Origin of the sequence: Roseburia inulinivorans DSM 16841 (assembly GCF_000174195.1) — a bacterium.
Taxonomy (GTDB): Bacteria; Bacillota; Clostridia; order Lachnospirales; family Lachnospiraceae; genus Roseburia; species Roseburia inulinivorans.
The window spans coordinates 1-19,331 of record NZ_ACFY01000039.1 but is presented as its reverse complement, the minus strand read 5'-3'; the positions used below and the strand labels follow the sequence as shown (position 1 = coordinate 19,331).

17 protein-coding genes and 1 pseudogene are annotated in these 19,331 nt (G+C 41.2%); 1 reads left to right on the top strand and 17 read right to left on the bottom strand.

Translation table 11 applies throughout. From position 1 onward, the window contains the following. Positions 1 to 110: 110 nt before the first annotated feature. The 3 genes from ROSEINA2194_RS03740 to ROSEINA2194_RS03730 all read right to left on the bottom strand — a co-directional run bounded on the left by ROSEINA2194_RS03740 (position 111) and on the right by ROSEINA2194_RS03730 (position 5,315). Entirely contained in the window at positions 111 to 3,035 is a 2,925-nt protein-coding gene (locus ROSEINA2194_RS03740) for a glycoside hydrolase family 3 N-terminal domain-containing protein (RefSeq protein ID WP_044927156.1), read from the bottom strand. A gap of 235 nt (positions 3,036 to 3,270) precedes the next feature. After that, on the bottom strand, positions 3,271 to 4,608 hold the full coding sequence (locus tag ROSEINA2194_RS03735; protein WP_007883541.1) for an ATP-binding protein: 1,338 nt from the start codon (positions 4,606 to 4,608) through the stop codon (positions 3,271 to 3,273). After that, positions 4,605 to 5,315 carry a LytR/AlgR family response regulator transcription factor gene (locus ROSEINA2194_RS03730; RefSeq protein ID WP_044927144.1) on the bottom strand — a complete coding sequence of 237 codons (711 nt, stop codon included), beginning with the start codon at positions 5,313 to 5,315 and terminating at the stop codon, positions 4,605 to 4,607. Before ROSEINA2194_RS03730 ends, ROSEINA2194_RS03735 begins: the two co-directional genes overlap by 4 nt. A 159-nt stretch (positions 5,316 to 5,474) precedes the next feature. Between ROSEINA2194_RS03730 and ROSEINA2194_RS19590 the strand changes: the two genes are divergently transcribed. Beyond that, entirely contained in the window at positions 5,475 to 5,795 is a 321-nt protein-coding gene (locus ROSEINA2194_RS19590; RefSeq protein WP_007883539.1) for a rhodanese-like domain-containing protein, read from the top strand. 23 nt (positions 5,796 to 5,818) lie between these two features. On the opposite strand, the gene ROSEINA2194_RS03720 is transcribed toward ROSEINA2194_RS19590, so the two are convergent. The 14 genes and pseudogenes from ROSEINA2194_RS03720 to ROSEINA2194_RS03655 all read right to left on the bottom strand — a co-directional run. Then, positions 5,819 to 7,192, bottom strand: coding sequence for a sodium-dependent transporter (locus tag ROSEINA2194_RS03720; protein WP_007883538.1), 1,374 nt, complete (start codon positions 7,190 to 7,192; stop codon positions 5,819 to 5,821). A 195-nt stretch (positions 7,193 to 7,387) separates the two neighbouring features. After that, positions 7,388 to 8,488: a lysozyme inhibitor LprI family protein gene (locus ROSEINA2194_RS03715; RefSeq protein WP_007883537.1), complete on the bottom strand. Its 1,101-nt coding sequence runs from the start codon at positions 8,486 to 8,488 to the stop codon at positions 7,388 to 7,390. A 171-nt stretch (positions 8,489 to 8,659) separates the two neighbouring features. After that, complete coding sequence (locus ROSEINA2194_RS03710) at positions 8,660 to 9,319, bottom strand: HipA domain-containing protein (protein ID WP_007883535.1); 660 nt, start codon at positions 9,317 to 9,319, stop codon at positions 8,660 to 8,662. Between the two features lie 295 nt (positions 9,320 to 9,614). Further along, a complete protein-coding gene (locus ROSEINA2194_RS03705; protein WP_007883533.1) occupies positions 9,615 to 9,950 on the bottom strand; it encodes a HipA N-terminal domain-containing protein in 336 nt (111 codons plus the stop codon). A gap of 3 nt (positions 9,951 to 9,953) precedes the next feature. Further along, a complete protein-coding gene (locus ROSEINA2194_RS03700; protein WP_007883532.1) occupies positions 9,954 to 10,163 on the bottom strand; it encodes a helix-turn-helix transcriptional regulator in 210 nt (69 codons plus the stop codon). Between the two features lie 111 nt (positions 10,164 to 10,274). After that, on the bottom strand, positions 10,275 to 10,493 hold the full coding sequence (gene csrA / locus ROSEINA2194_RS03695) for a carbon storage regulator CsrA (protein ID WP_007883531.1): 219 nt from the start codon (positions 10,491 to 10,493) through the stop codon (positions 10,275 to 10,277). Between the two features lie 2 nt (positions 10,494 to 10,495). Then, a complete protein-coding gene (fliW, locus tag ROSEINA2194_RS03690) occupies positions 10,496 to 10,957 on the bottom strand; it encodes a flagellar assembly protein FliW (RefSeq protein WP_007883526.1) in 462 nt (153 codons plus the stop codon). An 80-nt stretch (positions 10,958 to 11,037) separates the two neighbouring features. After that, positions 11,038 to 12,594 carry a flagellar hook-associated protein FlgL gene (gene flgL / locus ROSEINA2194_RS03685; protein WP_044927142.1) on the bottom strand — a complete coding sequence of 519 codons (1,557 nt, stop codon included), beginning with the start codon at positions 12,592 to 12,594 and terminating at the stop codon, positions 11,038 to 11,040. A 32-nt stretch (positions 12,595 to 12,626) separates the two neighbouring features. Beyond that, positions 12,627 to 14,459 carry a flagellar hook-associated protein FlgK gene (gene flgK, locus ROSEINA2194_RS03680; RefSeq protein WP_007883521.1) on the bottom strand — a complete coding sequence of 611 codons (1,833 nt, stop codon included), beginning with the start codon at positions 14,457 to 14,459 and terminating at the stop codon, positions 12,627 to 12,629. A 72-nt stretch (positions 14,460 to 14,531) separates the two neighbouring features. After that, positions 14,532 to 16,316, bottom strand: coding sequence for a flagellar hook-associated protein FlgK (gene flgK / locus ROSEINA2194_RS03675; protein WP_007883518.1), 1,785 nt, complete (start codon positions 16,314 to 16,316; stop codon positions 14,532 to 14,534). A 19-nt stretch (positions 16,317 to 16,335) separates the two neighbouring features. After that, positions 16,336 to 16,848, bottom strand: coding sequence for a flagellar protein FlgN (locus tag ROSEINA2194_RS03670; RefSeq protein ID WP_227970493.1), 513 nt, complete (start codon positions 16,846 to 16,848; stop codon positions 16,336 to 16,338). A gap of 15 nt (positions 16,849 to 16,863) precedes the next feature. Beyond that, positions 16,864 to 17,145, bottom strand: a complete 282-nt coding sequence (gene flgM, locus ROSEINA2194_RS03665) for a flagellar biosynthesis anti-sigma factor FlgM (protein WP_044927140.1) — start codon at positions 17,143 to 17,145, stop codon at positions 16,864 to 16,866. Positions 17,146 to 17,262: 117 nt separating this feature from the next. After that, positions 17,263 to 18,862: pseudogene (locus tag ROSEINA2194_RS23440) on the bottom strand (potassium/proton antiporter). An 82-nt stretch (positions 18,863 to 18,944) separates the two neighbouring features. Beyond that, the coding region (locus ROSEINA2194_RS03655; RefSeq protein WP_007883509.1) for a sodium:calcium antiporter at positions 18,945 to 19,331 on the bottom strand (387 nt) is incomplete at its 5' end.

Below are 19,331 nucleotides of genomic sequence, written 5' to 3'. Positions count from 1 at the left end.
ATTTATATTCATACAAATAAAAAGCCCCCACATGCTCATTTTTTGAACATGCAGGGACTTTCTGTCATATTTTAAGTCTTGTTATTCTGGCACACAAGGTGCAAAATATCCTACTCTTCTTTTTTCTCTTCTGTCTGAGCTTCAGCTGCTTCTACTGGTGCAACAACTGGTGCCGCTGCCTGGTCTTTCTTGAAGCCTTTGATTGCAAGTACTTCTAAGAAGATGATAAGTGCTGCAAAGATCACATCGATCACGATTGCCATGATCTGCCAGTTCATTAAACCTTCTGTAAGGTTTTCAGGATCGTATGCACGGCTGTTTACAACTGTGTACATAATGTTTTTGCAAGCCTGACGCATTGCAAGTACTCCTGTTGCGCTGGTTGTATCTGTTACATGGTTTGTCTCTGTATCGTAAGCAACTAACATACAGTCTGTACCGCCACGGATACCCATATCAGAATCCATGTATCCATAAACACCGAAGTAATCTGTTAATACAAATCCACGGAATCCCCACTCGTCACGTAATACGGTGTTGCAGAGTGCGCTTGTTCCACCTGCCCACTGTGTTCCGATGTAGTTGAAGGATGACATAACTGCTTTTGCTCCACCCTCTTTTACAGACATCTCGAATGGTTTTAAGTAAATTTCACGGATGGACTGTTCATTTGCCCATGTACAAAGCATTTCAGTACGATTTGTTTCCTGATCGTTTAATGCAAAATGTTTCATGTATGCGTAAACGCCATACTCTTCTGCACCAAGGATTGCATTGGTTGCCATATAACCGGAAAGAACACCATCTTCGGAGTAGTACTCGAAATTACGTCCTGCAAATGCGGAACGATGTGTGTTCATAGCAGGTGCATACCAGCCGGATACTTCCATCTCGTCTGCCATTTTACCAATACTCTCACCGAATTTTAAAGCAAGATTTTTGTTCCAGGTACTTGCGATCATAACTGCGGATGGGAATCCAACAGAACCAATACCGGTAAAGTTATTGTTAATAGAAGCCGGTCCGTCACAGTCAACTGTCATGATCTTTCCAACGCTGGAAGCTGCGGATGTCTGATAACCACCAATTGCGATCATAGTATCCATATCAGAGATTGTCAGTTCATCTAATAAGCTGTCCCACTGAGCGTCATCATAATCTACGCCGCGGAGATCTGCTAATTTAATTCCATTCTTTGCGCCTGTTGTAGGCATTTCATCCGAATCATTATTATAATCTTCCGGATTATAATTTGAATTATTTAAGAAAGTTGCTTTTGCTTCATCAGACATAGACATGCTTGCTGGTGCTGCAGTAGCGTCTGCATAGTTGGCAAATCCATCTGCTCTGGAAAGGTAAGTTACATCCCCTTCTGCGTAAGCAAACTCATTTACGGCTGCTGTCTCGTCTGTGCTTCTTGGGTTGCTCTCATCATAAGTTACTGTAGAAGCAACTGTATAAGTCTGTGAATCAATTACGTTATGAGAATCAGAGTTAATGGAAATCTGATAATCCCCTGCCTCTAATACATAGCATCCTGCACCATATGTATCATAGGAAGCCATATCTTCTGCATCAAAAGATACTGTGATCGTCTGGGAATCACCCGGCTGTAAAACTTCTGTTTTTTCAAACTGGATTAAGTTTGCGGAAGCTTTTTCAATACCGCCATTGGTATATGGTGGATTGTAGTAAACTTCTACTACATCTTTTCCGGCAACATCACCAGTATTTGTTACTGTTACGTCAAAGGAAATTGTTCCGTTATCTTCGGAGATTGCTCCCATTTCCTGTGTGAATGTTGTGTAGGAAAGACCATATCCAAATGGATATACAACGGTATCATCATAGTTGATCAGTCCTTCTGCTGCTGCCGTCTCATAGAATCTGTATCCAACATAAATACCATCTACATAGTTTACAAAAGATGGAAGAGCTGTCTCTTCTTCACCTGTCTTAAAGTTATTGGATGTATATGCATACTCATCCATGTTGTCATACTTGAAATAACCAAAGTTGTTCCAGGTTGGTGTTGCTGTTAAATCTGCAACAAATGTATCACTTGTTTTACCGGATGGATTTACTGTTCCGGCTACGATCTCACCAAGTGCTTCAAAACCGGACTGACCAGTTCCCGGACACCAGATAGCACTCTTAATCTGGCTGTACTCGTTGATGAAGCCAAGTTCCATAGCGTTTGCACCATTGTAAACAACGATTACGTTATCGAAGTTACTGCAGACAAGGTCTAACATATCTCTTTCTGTTCTGTCTAACTGTAAGTAATGCTCACCAGCCTCAAAATCTTTGTATTCAGTTGAGTTGTCTGTGTATGTCACTTTACTTACGTCTGTAGGAAGGTCTGCACCCTCGCCACCAACACGTGTGATCACTACCATAGCTGTGTCTGAGAACTCTTTTGCATTTGCCATCATCTCATCTGTGTAAGAATCTGCTGTTGGTTCCGGCAATGTCCAGTCCTGTGCCCACATTCCAACTTCTGGTCTGTCTGCACGGTATGCTGTGTAGAAATCAGAAAGTTCTGTGTTCAGATTGAAGCCTGCATCCTCTAATCCCTGAAGTAAAGATACGGTAGGATATGCATCGGATAATGCTCCTGAACCTGTACCACCGTAACAAGGGTTGGTAGAAGCCCATCCAAATACGTTTAAGTTGCTGTCTGCTGCAAGTGGAAGTGTACCATCATTTTTTAATAATACGATTCCTTCCTCTGCAATCTCCTGTACAAGAGCCGTTGACTCGTCAGAAGTCTCATCTGTGATTGTTCCATTACCCATTGCAAGTGAAATCATACTTGACATTGGAATGAAACAAATTAAATTAACAATTACTACAACTGCAAGTAAGAATGCGATCCATGCTTCCTTGCGAACCAGTTTTTTTACTGGTTTTTTCAATTTCATACATGCAACGGTTACAACGATTGCAAGCGCTAAAACAACACCTAAAGCAATGAGGTAAGGTTTGCATGAATTCAGGACGTTGATCACGTCATCCATGTTAATAGCTAACATCTCTAAATCCTCCCAAGATTTATTTTGTCCGTTCCGGACTTTGTAGTTATAATCTATCATAAAGTACTTTTCTTATGGAAAAATTGCATAATCTGCATTATTTTTGCATAAACGGTATTACACGTTGTGAGTTTCAGACAAAAATAACGCTATGTTTTCATGCACAATGCACAAACCATAGCGTTATAAATCAAAAAATGCGAATGTTTAACCGTCCGTATTCTATTTGACACAGTTATCCGTTCTGCACTTCGTCAGATGCAGTTTTTTTCATCGGGATCAAAATCTTCAGATCAAACCAGTTTTCTTTTGTGTCAATACTGACTGCGCCGTCGTATTTATTTACCGTATAGCGGATACTCTTGATTCCGTAACCGTGAAACTCTTTTTCCTTCTTGGTTGTCAGGAAACGTCCTTCTTTCACTTTCAAACTACCTTCGTAGTAATTTTCAAAACGCAAGATCAAAAAATTCTTCTGCTGGGACACAGTCACATGGATCAGCCGCTTTTCCTTGTCTGCAATCTTGAGTTCACACTCGATCGCGTTGTCGAGCGCATTTCCGAAAATACTGCAGATATCCATGATATCCATAAAATCAAGCAGCGTTCCATCTGCCACGCAGGTAAACGTGATCCCATGCTTTGCGCAGTATAAACTCTTGCTTGTCAGCACTGTATCAAGCACTTTATTTCCGGTCTTGTTCTGTGCTTCGTACTGCCTGATCTCATCTTCCATGTGATTTAAAAACTCATTTCTTTTTTCCGGGTCAGTCTCGCTCCGGAGCACAGCGATCTGATGTTTTAAGTCGTGATATTTATAATTGATGAGATCGATACTCTCACGTGACTGCTTGTACTGCACATACTGATTCTGTAAAACATTCTGCACTGCTTCTAACTCCCTGCGCACACGGAGTTCGCCACATTGGATCAGGTGCGCATACAAAACCGCAATTCCACCGAGATCAACGATCGTGCGGACCTGACCGATTTCAAGCGCATATCCATTTGAAAATGCTCCCGTATTAGAAATAAAACTTAGATTGCTGACCGCAAACACTGCGATGACGATCACTGCTGCGGAAAAATATTCTTTAAAGCTGATGTTCAGCTTTCCATCTTTTGGAAGATGCTGCTGCAATAATTTCCACAATAAAAAGAATACTGCACCATAAACAGCCGCAAGCATGATACTCTTTGTCGCCTTGCCCGGCAGCTCATTTGTCCAGACAGTACATACAATCTGCCATTCCAAAGATGCCATAAATTCCGCTACAACAAATGCGATCATGCCAAAATATCCGGCATCCTGAAAATTCACGTCACAGCAGAAATAAATGAACCCGACCATCAGAGATACTGCGGCGATCATACACGGAATCCAGAAATAGATCGGCACATTTCCGGTTGCCACCAGAAAAACAGACTGCAGCACTAGCATTCCTGCCATGATAAGTCCGCTCTTCCACCATTCAAATCTTTTTTTCAACGATACAATAAAAAGCATGCACGCCATCCATTCCGCAACCGCCGTATAAATCCGCGGAATATCCGGCATAAGATTATCCATCATTTTACAACCTCTCCCCAGTAATTCGTCAGTGCTTCCATAAACTCTTTCTTGCGCGAGCGGCTTAACAAAAGCGGCTCTCCTTTTACAACCGCGCACCCGTCCTGAATGCCGTCCACATGCTGCAAATTGATCAGATACCCTTTATTTCCACGGCAGAAATTAAGCCCCTGCAATTTTTCCTCGACTTCCTTCATCGTTCCCGCCGATTCATAATCCCCCAGGATCGTGTGTAAAACCAGATTATGCCCCTGACTTTCAATATAATAAATATTAGCAATATTAATCCGAACAGCGCCGCCCTTGATGTTCACCGTGATGACTTTCTGCTCACGTTTCTTCATTCGGCTGATCGCACGGTTTAATCTCTGCGAAAATGCAAAGTATGACACCGGTTTCAGCACATAGTCAAGCGCATCCACTGCATAGCCGCGGATCGCATACTGCGCCATATTTGTAATGAAAATGATGACAACCTCCGTGTCTGCTTTCCGGATTTCCTCCGCAGCAGACATACCATCCATGAACTTCATTTCCACGTCCATCAGAATAATATCAAACTGTGACTTGTACTTGTGTACGATCTGATCACCATCTGAATAGACGGTAATATTGAACACTTCTCCATTCTCCTTCTGATACTGCAGCAAAAACTCCTGCAGCTGCTTTGCGTACATAGCTTCATCTTCAACGATTGCAATATTGATCATCTGTGCTATCCCTTCTATATCAAACACATTTCATGCCCACTCATACATGCAATAATTTTATCACACCAAAAAAGAAAATACATCTGCTTTTTCGTTGACGCAAAATATTTTTAGTAGTAAAATTGTATCATTATACTTTTTTGGAAAGAGAGAGATAAAATGAGTATTTTCAAGAAAAAACTGACAGTGAACGAAGCGATCAACAAGGCTCACACTTCTGAGAACGCCATGTTGATCGACTGTCGTACCAAAGATGAATTTAACCACGGACATGTTGCCGGTGCGGTCAATATCCCATTGGATAAAATCACGGAAGACCGAATCTTAAGAAGATTCCCGGATAAGGAAACTTCTCTCTATATCATCGGCAGTTATAATTTCAGACCGGAAAAAGCGGTCAAAGCCTTTAAGAAACTGGGCTATAAAAATGCCATCTTCGGTGGAAACATGGAAGAGCATTATGGAATGTTGAAAAAATAAGTTCCTTCCTATCGCAAATGCATTTACATGGAAATCCATCCAAATGCATTTGCGACAGAGCTTAATAAAATGATTCCAGCAAAAATCGGACACAGATACTGTATCATAAACAGAAAGACTTTTCTTCTTTTGAATGTGCCGCCACCGTATGTCACTTCTTCTTCGATTCTCTTTACCCCGACAACCCTTGAAACAAAAAGACAGGTAGCAATTGCCGCAATCGGCATCATGACAGAGTTCGTCAGGAAATCAAAAAAATCCAAAAACTGCATGCCAATGATCTTCACATTTGCCAGAGGTCCGTATCCGAGCGAAGACAGACTTCCCAGTGCGATCATGATCACGCCACAGAGCACCGTAGATTTTTTCCGGCTCCACCCAAGTTCATCTTCAAACGTGGATACCGCACTTTCCGTCAGTGCGATTGAACTCGTAAGTGCTGCAAAAAGTACAAGCAAGAAGAACATTACTCCCGCAAAAGTTCCAAATCCCATACTTGCAAAAACTTTTGGGATTGTAATAAACATCAATGCCGGTCCAGCCTGTAAGGTGTCCGGATCTCCGCCAGAGAAAGCAAACACCGCCGGAATAATCATTAGTCCAGCCATAATTGCAATTGCTGTATCAAAAATTTCAACATTCTTTGTAGACTCTTCAATGGAAGTTTCTTTTTTCATATAAGAACCAAATGTAATGAGAATACCCATCGCGATCGACAGCGAATAAAACATCTGCCCCATGGCTGCCACAACGGTCATCCATGAAAAGTTGCTGATATTTGGCACAAGAAAATATTTCACACCAGCCAAAGCCCCTGGTCTTGTCACAGAATAAATTGCAATGATGACAGACAACACAACAAGTATCGGCATCATGAATTTGGAGACACGCTCGATTCCATTGCGCACACCCGCATAAATAATCGCCAATGTGATCACAGAAAAGATCACAAAGCATATTTCCGTGGAAAATCCATCTGAGATAAATGCAGAAAAATAACCATCTTCTGCAACTGTCTGCGCATGTCCTCTGACATACTCAACAAGATATTTTAAAACCCATCCACCGATCACCGAATAATATGGCACGATCAAAACCGGAATGATTGCATTGATCCAGCCTCCCAGCGAAGACCAGCGTGAATTTCCAAAGGACGCAAATGCTCCTACCGGACTTTTTTTCGTCATACGTCCCAACGATGTCTCCGCCATGATCATCGTATATCCAAAGGTCAATGCCAGAATGATATAGATAAGCAGGAAAATACCGCCGCCGTATTTGGCAGCCAGATATGGAAACCGCCAGATATTCCCCAATCCCACAGACGCTCCGGCTGCTGACAGTACAAAACCGATTTTTCCTGAAAAAGAACTTCTTTTTGTCGTTTGGTTTTTCATAATTTTCTCCCCTGATTTCTATTTTGAAACATACTCAGAATATCATAGGGAGTAGGGAATTACAATATTGTGATAATCTCTTTTATCCAAGCAGAGACGTATAAATTTCGCGATCCAAATCCTTGAACACATAAAAAGATGCACCGCCAGAGTAAAACTACTTGAAATATGCATAAATTGTCCTCTTTTTCCATCTTACTTCAAATAATCTGCCAGTTCTTCACAACGCTCCATGGTAAGCTCTGCCATCTTAAGACTGCTGTCCATCTGTGCCGAAGATCCATCGTTTTGATCCAGGATTTCGTTGCCTGCTGCTTCTTTGTCTGCAATCCATTTTCTCTGCTCAGTGAGAATCTCATTGAACTTTTCCTCACTTGTATTGTATTTTACAAGATTCCAGATTTCATTTAAGCAGGAATCGCTGATATCATACATCTGCATAGCGTAATCGTCCATTCGGGACTGTAGAGTTGCTTTTTTAAGCTCCTCCTCCGCTGCATCATAGGATGCTTGATAAGTATTTAATGTACTTTGCGCTTCCTCATATGGTGTCTGTCTTTCGTAGGAATAAATTCCATACCCCATTTCTTCATTTACAATAATTGGAATCGTCAACGTATCCTGCGTTCCTTCCTCGCTATCGTCATTTGCCCACCGTACCCAGAAATATACATCTTCTGACAGATCACTCACCGGTGCCCCCGGAAGATACACTTTAAAGGTGTCCGTTCCTTCCAGACCATAAACATCTGTATAAATATACTTCACTCCATCTGCAATTTCTTCTTTTCCCGGAGTCTCATCATAGGTAAGATTCTCCATTTTCATCTGGTAAGTATAATCATTGATTTTGGTCAGATCAGTAAATTTTCCTGAAAAGCCGCAGAGATACATCGTTCCATTCTCATAGTCATCCCCGGTGTCTCCCATATCAGAATCATGGTAAGATCCCTTGAAAGAGCCATCTTTTTCAATTTCAAAATCGGTAGACCATCCACCTGCACCACTGCAAAATTCGAATGAATATTTTGCAAGATCCGCGAATGTCAGATCACCACTTTGGTTTTCGCTTGCATTTTCTGCACTGTCGCTGCTGCCTTCCGTATCATCGCTTCCGTGATTTTCCTCTATGTCACCCTGAATAGTGTCAGATGTTCCCTGACTGTCCTGATTCTGATTCTGCGCTTCCTGATCTGCCGTATTTTTTGACGCATCCGGTGTCTTGGAACCTCCACACGCAGCTAATGATGCAAGCAACAGTCCTGTTATTGTAAGTATTATGAATTTGTTTTTCATTATTCCGTCCCTTTTTCTATCGTTTTCCGATAACCTGATTATTTACAATATTTTTTCTGCTTTGTTCTTAATTAATTCTAAGGTATCTTAATATTGACCTTATAGGGAATCATTTTATCATTTCATTGTTGGAATAGTTCATACCGCTCAAATGTCCGCTTTCTTCTTTTCTCACAATAAAATCGCTACACGATCTCTGATCAATGTTTTCAGTTCATCCCTTTGCGCTTGAGGCAAATAGGATTCATCCACAAGTGACAACATTTTATTTTCTAATGCACATAATTTTTCTATCATTTTTTCTGCTGCGTTTGCAGGAATATCACATACTTCTGCTAATATTTTAAATTCTTTTTTATGAATATTTCTCTTCTTTCCATTAATAGTAAGTGCCATCTGTTCTTTATCTTCCGGCATAATTACATTTACAGGGAGCATATCATATGCGTTTGATAATTGAAACCTTCTGTTTCCCGGTTCAGTTTCTCTTAACGAAAAATTTTTCAAATGCATATCCGAATTTCCAATGATAAAAGATCCCACAACCCGTAAGTATAATTCTGATAAATCTAACCCTGGTGTAATAGAATACTTCTTTATGATTCTTCCGCAGTTTTCATAAGACCCTTTGTATTTATCCTGCGTTAAGCGATTCGATAGCTGGCAAAAATCTTCCATTGCATATAATTTTATCTCATTTTTTTCAATATCGCGATCTACTCTCTTTGTAATATAAGCGTACTCATCATTTATTTTTATCAGTGCATGCGGCACTGTCTGGATTCCCATCAACTCTGCCAGACGCATTGCCAGGTCTTCAAATTCAGGCATATAATCAAATTCTTCTGTCTGTGGCTTTAAAATATACCCTGTTGGATAATCTACAATTGTAAGTCTTGCATTCGTGTCACTGGACAAATGCAAGGATAGTTTTTTTGAACTCCTGGTACTGTAAGTCCCTCATTGACAGTCTCATTTGCGAGCCTTTCCAATTGTTCCTTCGTAATATCTAAAAAGGGCATTTCTTCTGTCATAAAAAACGATTTCACACATTTTTTATGCCAGCTCCACTCCTTTTCCGCATTAGAAGCATTCTCCCTTATTGTTTTTCCACAACATAGACATTTCATTTCTCTTCCCCATTTCTTATATTGACATCTCCAATACAATCCCTGCATACCGACAACAGCAATCCAAATCTGTCATTCTGATTGATTTTCCAGTTACGGCTTACAACACCAAGGAGCCATCCTTCTGGAATTAACCCATCAAAAAAAGGAAATAAAACTGTCGCTTTATAAGCCTCTTTTTGTAATGGCAGCGTCAAACTTACAGATACTGCATCTTCTCTTTTCAAATAATCCTCATTATAAGAAAACTCATATCCTTCTTCTGTTTCAGCTATTGTTCCGGCAAAAATTTTTTGAATATAAACATATCCTTTTCTATATTCTGACTCCACTTGTTATTCCTCCTTTTCTCCCGGTACAGCTTCTTTCCCGAACATTGCCAATGCCTGATTTACTTTGTCCATACGCACAGTTTCCTTTCCCTGTTCTAATTCTCTTACAAAACGTAAGCCTAATCCTGATCTCATGGCAAATTCTTCCTGTGTTAATCCAGCTTTTTTTCTTTCTTCTTTTATATAATTTCCAATTTTATTCATATCAATCATAATACTCCCGTTCGGGTATAATTTCAACGTTTTCAGGCAAAAAAATCCCGAACGGGTACAATTTAATATTCTTCAATCAATTGTACACCCGTTCGGGTATCATTCTTTTTTCTAATCCAACAAATTATTTAACGCATCCAGACCATCTGCACTGATGGCAGCCTCATTTTCCTGCTGAATCTGTAAGTATACTTCTTTTCGGTAAATTGGTACATCCTTTGGAGCAGAAATACCGATTTTGATCTGATCCCCGCGGATCTCTAATACTGTGATCTCAATATTATTATTGATCACTAAAGCTTCGCCTTTTTTTCTTGTCAATGCCAGCATTTCTATTCACCTGCCTTTTCTTTTCTACTTTTCAGCAGGTCATAAATTTTAAAACGTACCGGAAGATCATCTTCCACGATAATCTGTGCCCCTTTATTGTTAGACATATTGATAATGATTGGAGCTTTCAGGTTAATCGACATATCCTGAATATCCTTTGGAACTCTGACCGTTGTAAGTACAAAGGTGTCTTCCTGTTTCATATCTCCCAACGGCTTCAACAATTCCTCACTGACAGATGGATTATAGTCCTCCTTGATCGTCACCGGATTGATGACCGGAAACGCAGTCTGTGGATCGTCCATAGACTGAAGCCACATAATATGTGATTTACTGCCTTTCTCCTCATCAAAAATCAAGGTAAACTTCTGCATATCCGGAAAGCCGATCATTCCACTCTCTAAAGTGATGATCTTATCCTCCTGAATATCAATTTCGCCAAACATTCTTGTTTTTGCTTTCATCTTTCTGACCTCCTGGTTTTCTAACGTTTTCTTAACGTCTGGTCTCCGACCATCTTATCACACACTTTCCACAGCATGCTTTAAATGTAATTTAACAATGTTGTCTGATTCAGCATTCCTGCCGCCTGTAAAGATGCCTGATAAGCAGTGTAAGCCGCTGTATAATCAATGATGATATCGGAAAGCTCACGATCCTCATTATTTGATTTTAATGTTTTTACCGTCAGCTGCTGGTTTGACATACGTGTCTCTGTCAGTTCCAGACGATCGCCCTTACTTCCTACAGTTGTAATAGCAAGGTTTACATCCGAAAGATATTCATCAAAATTACCGATATAGCTGTCATACAATTTCTGCAGATTGTCATTTGCATAATCTGCTTCCTTCTGTGCTGCCTCTAACCATGTCTGCAGATTCTCCTGTGCCGAAACACCCGAATACGCTGCCTGACTCATCATATCTTTAATCTTATCCACTTTGTCATTGGCATCAATGGCAGCTTTTACCGCATTGATCATCTCGTCCACATCACGTCCGATATCTGCATTGAATACGTCAGATGCATTTGTGTTGACTGTCAATGTCTGGTTTACAGCGATGATATAATCGATATCCTGATAAATCTCATTACCTTTAGCATCATATTTTTCATATGTAATTTTATTTTTAGCATCTGTAATATCTGTGCAGTTAAAATAATACTCAGGTCTTACTTCACCAGAATTAAAGCCTTTTTTATCATAGTTTAACTCAATGGATGCCTTATTCTGTTTCAAAGTCTCACTTGCCTCATTACCTAAAACAAGCTCTCCTGTTGACTTGATGAAAGCTGCTCCATCTTTCGGCATATTTCCGGCTTTCACTGCTTTCTTCCAGTCATCTTCTGTCTCATAGACCGTTACATTTAAATCACCGGTTTTTGCTGCACCTGTGTTATCTGTGTAATGATAAGAGAGAGTTCCTGTGTTGCCCACAGCTATTTCATTACCGTCTTTATCTTTGAGAGATCCAATATTTCCATACGCCAGCCGGATCCTGTCATAAGTATACTGCTTCGTATCAGAGGTGGTGACCTTCTGACTCATTTCTTCTGCTGTCTTAAGCTCTACCTGTCCATCATAATAACGATGTTCCCCGATATCTTCATAGCTGAACTTCTGCTGGATATTATACTCCGTATTACTCTCGTCTTCCATAAATGTCAATTTACAGTTCGTGCGATACCCGGTAAAAACGGTTCTTCCTGCAGAATCAGAATTACCTTCTGAATAAATCTGCTTACGCAATGACTCTAACTGTGTCAGGATCGTTTTTCTATCCTCTGCTTTCAACTGGTCACTGGCTCCATACGTACACTGGGTACGGATATCTGACAAAATGGTTTTCATATTCTCCAACGCAGTTTCTGTCACATTAAGCCACGCATCTGCATCCGGGATATTCTTCTCATAATACTGATTGATCTCACTTAAATTGCTTCTCAGACGAAGTGCGCGGATGGCAACAACCGGATCCTCGGAAGGTCTTGAGATTTTTTTCTGTGAAGACATCTGATTGTTCAGACTGTTCACACTGTATTTATTGTTATTGATGTTCGAAGTTGTATTACGAAGCATCATGTTATTCGTTACTCTCATAGGATGACTCCTCTCTTCTTATCACGAAATTTTTATACACCTGTCTCATTGATCAGCTTATCATAAATCTCTGCCAGAACAGATACCATTTTTGAGGAAAGGTTATACGCGTTCTGGAATTTTACAAGATCAATTGCTTCTTCATCCTTGTCGACACCGGAAACGGACATTCTCTGCTTGTCGATCGCATTTGAAATATTACTGTAATTTTTCTGGAAAATGGTCGCCTTCTGTGTATCCACAGAAATATCTGAGATCATACACTGTAAGAAATCATCTGCACCACCACCACGATACATCTCTGTATCACTCTTTAACAATAACATTTTCTCTACCAGATCATATGCGTCCGCACCATTGGTGATCTTCTCTGTTGTTGCAATGGTTGTCGGATCTTTGACTGCAATATTGGAAACACATACATTTCCACAGGTAAGCTGATAGTAACTGTTACTTGTTTTTGCCTGGTAAGTACCGGCTGCCTTGTTAAAATGATACTCTTCCCCTGTCTTGGTATGTGTACCTGTAAAGAAAGAAAAATAATTTGTCTGCTTACCATTCAGATCCTGCGCATTATCGCCATTCATGATCTCATTAAATGAAATTGCAAAATTACGAAGGAACTCATTCATCTGTGCAAGATAATAAGGAATACCCATCGCATCGATGGATTCGCCGATAGACGCCTGTTTTCCATCCAGCTTCGCCTGCTGGTCGGAACTCAGCTGATTCTCCAATGTAAATGTATATTCCTTGACATTTCCATCCGCATCCGTCGTAAAAGTAAAGTCTGTATAGTTATAGTTCTTTCCATCAATTGTGAGAACACCCTCTGCCGGCATTGTCATGGCATTGACGTTTGTAATGGATGGATTGCTGATCCTAATCGTGCCTGCTGTAACCCCTGTGATGGCACCACGGAAGTTCTCACTGTTGTTACCATCCCGGATATCAAACAGTGCTTTCAACGAACCGGAGCTGGAATCGGAACCTGCTTTAAAACTGTTTCCGGTATCCGCCCAGACAATCTCATACATTCCTTCCCGGTCAGACTGATTGATCGTATTTTTTCTTGCCACACAGGTAAGTTCACTATACTCGTAAGTATCAACAAACTTCTGTCCATTGATTTTTACCGTATAATAATTTGCACCTGTCTGCATGTCCGAATGTTTGGAATTCGTTACCGGAACTTCAGAAACCTCTGTTGGAACAATAGAGGATAACTCATCGATCAGAAGTGCCCGCTGATCACGCAGTTCATTTGCATAACCGCCCTGTACTTCAATAACGTTGATCTGTTTATTCAAAAGACTGATCTTTTTGCCGATCGCATTGATATTTTCAACGGTTGATTTGATCTCCTCATTCACACTGTCCTGAATCTCGCCAAGACCGGTTGCCACACTGTTAAAGTAAGTGGTAAAACTCTGTGCATCTGAGATAAACTGCTGTCTGACATTCACATCACCGGCATTATTTTTTAATGTGTCCAATGAATTGAACATTTTATTTAAAATGGTCGAAAAACCTTTTTCTGTATCATCATCAATAAAATAGTTCTCAATCTGCTCCAGATAACTTAATTTCGTCTCATACAGACCAAGGCTTGCCTGATTCTGCCAGTATTTTGTATCATAGTACTCACTTCGGATCTGTTTAATGGAATTCACCGTAACGCCGGAACCCATGCTTCCGTATTTTGCATTGACACGAAGTGCATCCGATGCGGAAAGATTTGCTGCCTGTCTGCTGTATCCCTTTGTCTGTTCGTTTGATATATTATTGGCGGTGGTATTAAGTGCTGCCTGATACGCACTTAAGCCTGACGATGCAATTGTTAATCCAAAAAATTGTGAAGGCATCCTCTCACCTCTCTCTTTCTGCTATGTAATCTGTGAAAGTAACTGTTTTTGTTCCGCTAAAAAATCCGGTCTTTATGAGCCAAGCTGTGTGATCATGGATTCGATCATTTCATTCACCACATTGATAAATCGGCTGGATGCATTATATGCATTCTGGAACTTGATCATCTTGGTCAATTCTTCATCAGAAGAAACTCCCATAACCTGTGATCTCTGATTATCTACAGCTGTCACTGTTCCGGAAAGACTTTTCGCGGTGGATTCATAAACGGAACCGATCGTTCCAAATGCTCCCACCATATTATTATAGTAATCAATAAATGTAACTTTATTCGTATCATCCGGATCCAGGGTAAGATACTCACCCTTCCAGAGAGCTGCTACTTTCTGGGCGAGATCATAATTCACTTTCCCATTTTGTGAAAGATGTGGAAGCAGCGACTCCTGTTCTACCAGCTTATCATTTACACTGACACTCGCTAATGTATACTGTTTGGAAGTATCTGTCTCGCTCTCTTCATTGTATACATAATAATCGTTGGTAACGGTATTGCCATTGGCATCTGTCTCCTGCACAGAAACTTTGGTATAACGCTCTGTACCAAGTCTTGTGAACAGCTCCTGTGGCGGAATCTGTTTGTCACTTCCGGTAGAGCAGTTTTTCGTATCCAGCACTTTCATTCCGGATGTGATCGTAACGGTATTACCATTCTCATCTGTTCCGGTAAGGGATGCTGTATTTCCGGTAAGTTCTCCAAGTGTTGTATTCGGACAAAGTGTATCATTAATCGCTGTGATCATCCCATGTACTAACTGATCTAACTGCGCCTGTGCCTGTAACATGACAGACATTCCTGTTGCAATGGAATCTGCTGTCGATCTGTTATATTCATCTGATGTCAGTCCCACAATATCTTTATAAGTTGCTTTTCTGTCTCCCCGTGCCAGGATTAGCGCTTTTAATTCTCCAAGATCATTATTAAGATCCGAGGAGATCGGTGTTGTAAAGCTGAATACATTGTCGTAATCGCCGTTCTCGATATCGGAAAGATGTGTCCAGTAAGGTGTGACAAATCCCGTGATCTCATCACGGTTCTTCCCCATCTCGTAACATCTTGCCTCGTCTACAAATTCAACACCTTCGACACTTACCTTTACAATTCCATCAGAATTCTCTTTGTAACTGATATCTACATAAGAAGCAAGTTCATCCAGCGCATTATCTCTCTCATCACGCAATGTCATTGCAGTCTCAACATTACCCGATTCTACTTTCTGGATTTCCAGATTCAATTTAAAAATGGTATTTCCCAGCTCATTGATTCGATCAATATCATCTGAAATCTGTGTATTGATCGTGCTCTGGTAGTCGGAAAGTCCCGTATAAACTGCATTGGATCTGCTGACAAACAGATTGGCCTTCTGAATGACCAGATTCTGCTGCACACTGTCATCCGGAGCTTTTGCCCATTCCTGAAAAGCTGTCCAGAAATCCTCCAGAGTTGTCTGGAAAGCCTGTCCCTGTAACTCCTGATAAAAAGTGTACACTTCATCCACTGCCTCATACGTGGCTGCATAAAATGCCTGACGTCCTGATGCGTTTCGATATGATTTATCCAGAAAAATATCCCTCGCATGCACCACATCACCGATCTTCATGCCAAGGCCGGACTGCTGCTGGCTGATCGATGCAGTTGTATTGAAGGTTGTATAATTTCTGTCTACCTGTAAAACCTGCTGACGTACATAACCCTTGGTATTTACGTTTGCAAGGTTGTTTGATGTTGTATTTAAAGCATTCTGGGAATTCTGTAACCCGGATGCTCCGATATATAAGCTTCCAAAGCCGTTAGCCATGGTGCTCCCTCCTTACATGTTACTGTTTTGCGTCAAAACCGCTGCTGCCAAGCAGATCACCTGTATTGCAGGCGTTCTTATTATAGTTGGCGGTCTCAGGTGCCTGTCGCATACTCTTAAGCAATGTAAGGTCAAACTCCACCATCTCTAATGCCTGATTTAAAAGGATCTCATTCTGTTCATTAATGGCTTCCATCTCTTTTCCTGTCTGTAAAAGCCGCTCCTTTACTTCCATGAGCTGTTTCTGCTCGACCGGCTGTTCCTCCAGATAAGAAATCATCTTTGTGATCGTAACCTCCCCCGGATTCCTGCCAAGAACCGTTGCCATATCATTCAGCACTCTGGTTCTCTTCTTCGCCAGATTCTGCAGATTGCTGGCAACCTCCTGCTCCGTCGCGGTAATCTCATCCAGCGTCTTAATATCCGCCCGGATCACCACTTCCCTCTTTTTCTTTCCGAGTTCGATCAATCCCTGATACTGTTCTTCTTCCTTATTCAGAACGTCGATCAGGTCTTCCATTAAACTAGCCAAAATTCATCCTCACTTTTACATTAATGATGTGTTGTACTTTTCCAATAATTTTTCCGCAAAATCTGCAGTATCCACGGAATAATTACCAGAGTTAACCTTTGCTTTTAGTTCTGCGACTTTATCTTCCCTGATATCTGCTGCTTCAGTGACTGCCTGTTTTGCGATCTGATAATCTCTGCCAAAAGACGAGATCTGTACTTCATCACGTCCATGCCTTGCATTCTCTGTCTTCTGTAACTTTGCTGCGCTTGTCGTCTTGTATACCTGCGCGATCTGATTATAAGCATCTATACGCATATGAGGCATCTCCTTTCTTCCTTGAAATTCGCTTTCACGTTATTTATCGGACATTTTTTGATTTTCCTTAGAGTAAAATCAGTAATTATTACGTTCTGACCGTTCTCCGTCTGTAAATCAGATTTCCGTTTTGCTCACAACCAGCATATCGCCACTTTCCAGCCGGATATTTCCGTGCGGGATAATGACCTGCTCTCCTCTCTGGATCATGATCACTAACGTATTCTCTTTCTTTGGAATCTCTGATAACAATTTTCCTTTATACTTACTGTTTTCATCCACATAAATCTCAACAAGTGATACACCCTCGACATGATCCGGCGAAGTTGCGCTTAAGACCAGAACATCGTTTTCGAGAAGCCTGGTATCCCCATTTGGGATGATATTCTCTCCATTTCTTTTTAATAATACGACCAGTGTCTCCGGCGGAAGTGTCAGCTCTTTTAATGTTTTTCCACACCAGTGATGGCTCTTTGGAATACTGAGCTGGATAAACTGCACCGGAACTTCATCGGAATAATCATTAAACGTTTTCATGACATCGCCTTTTTCATCGATCATATCCAGCTTCTTTGCCACAAGCGGCAATAACGAGCCCTGAAGCAGGATAGAAAACAGCACGATCATAAAAACAATATGGAACACATCATTTTCTGTTTCCACTGCCATCTCTGCCATAATTGCAAACACGATAGACGCTGCACCCCTCAAACCTGCCCACGACACCAGAAGCTGTTGTGAAATTTTTCCTTTAAACGGTGTGAGTACAAGTGCAACTGCCACCGGTCTTGCCACAAATGTCAGAAATACTGCGATCAAAAGTGCCGGAAGCACCACCTGCGGCAGTCTCGATGGAAATGCCAGAAGTCCAAGCAGAAAGAAAATGAGCATCTGCATCAATCCGGTCAGTCCGTCAAAAAAGTTTACCAGATTCCGCTTGTTGCGGATCTCGGTATTTCCGAGCACAATTCCCACAATATAGACACTTAAAAATCCATTTCCACCAAAAACTGCCGGAAGTGCGTACCCGATCACTGCAATTCCGACCACAAAAACCATGTCAAATCCTGCGGTCGAAAACTTAATTTTTTTCAACAGCAGCACTGCAGCTGCTGCGATCAACCCACCAAAAAAAAATGCCAAAAAGCATCTGTTTTACAATGAGAAGTCCAATCTGTCCACCACTGGCGCTGCCCTGCGCGATCGCAATAAATGTCACCGTGAGCATATATGCGCACGGATCATTACTACCACTTTCCACTTCCAGAAGGGAAGCCGTATTATAACGCAGACTCAGCCGTTTTGATCGCAGCACTGAGAATACGGACGCCGCATCTGTGGAACCGATCAGTGCACCGATCAGCATACTTTCCACCCATGCGATATGTAAGGCGTAATGACAGAAAACTCCGGTAAGTGCAGCTGTTATCACAACTCCGGCCGTCGATAACAGCCCTGCCTTTACCGCAACGGACTTCGCCTGCTGCCAGTTCGTTCCAAAACCACCATAAAACATAATGAAGATCAATGCGACCGTACATATCTGCTCTGCAAACGCATAATTATCAAACGGAATCTTTAAAATCCCATCCGAACCAAACAGCATTCCAAGCAAAATGAACGCAAGCAGCATTGGAATTCCAAGTCTGCTTGACACCTTGCTCAGGAATACACAGGCAAAAATAACTACCGCTGTAATAAGAAGATATGTTGTCATAAAGTGACCTCCTTTATAAATGCATGGTTTCTTTTGCTACTTTTGTCCGCAGGAAATCACCTCTCCCAGATCTGTGCTATTTTTACCTGATCAGCAGATATGCTGTGTATACAATATACAAAAGTACACAGACCGCGCCTTCCCATCTTGACATTGTCTTTTTTGTCTTTGCCAACACAAACAAAATAACTGCGCTGATCAATAGAATGATACAGTCCGTCAGGGATTCTCCTAACACATTGAGTGGTGAAATTGCTGCTGACATACCAAGGATAAAAAGAATATTGAAAATATTTGATCCGATCGCATTGCCCAGTGCAAGACCACTGTCTCCCTTTCTGGTTGCAACGATGGACGTCACAAGCTCCGGAAGTGATGTTCCGATCGCTATGATCGTAAGTCCGATAAAATTCTGGCTGACACCAAAATTTGCTGCGATCACACAGGCATTATCCACCACTAGATCCCC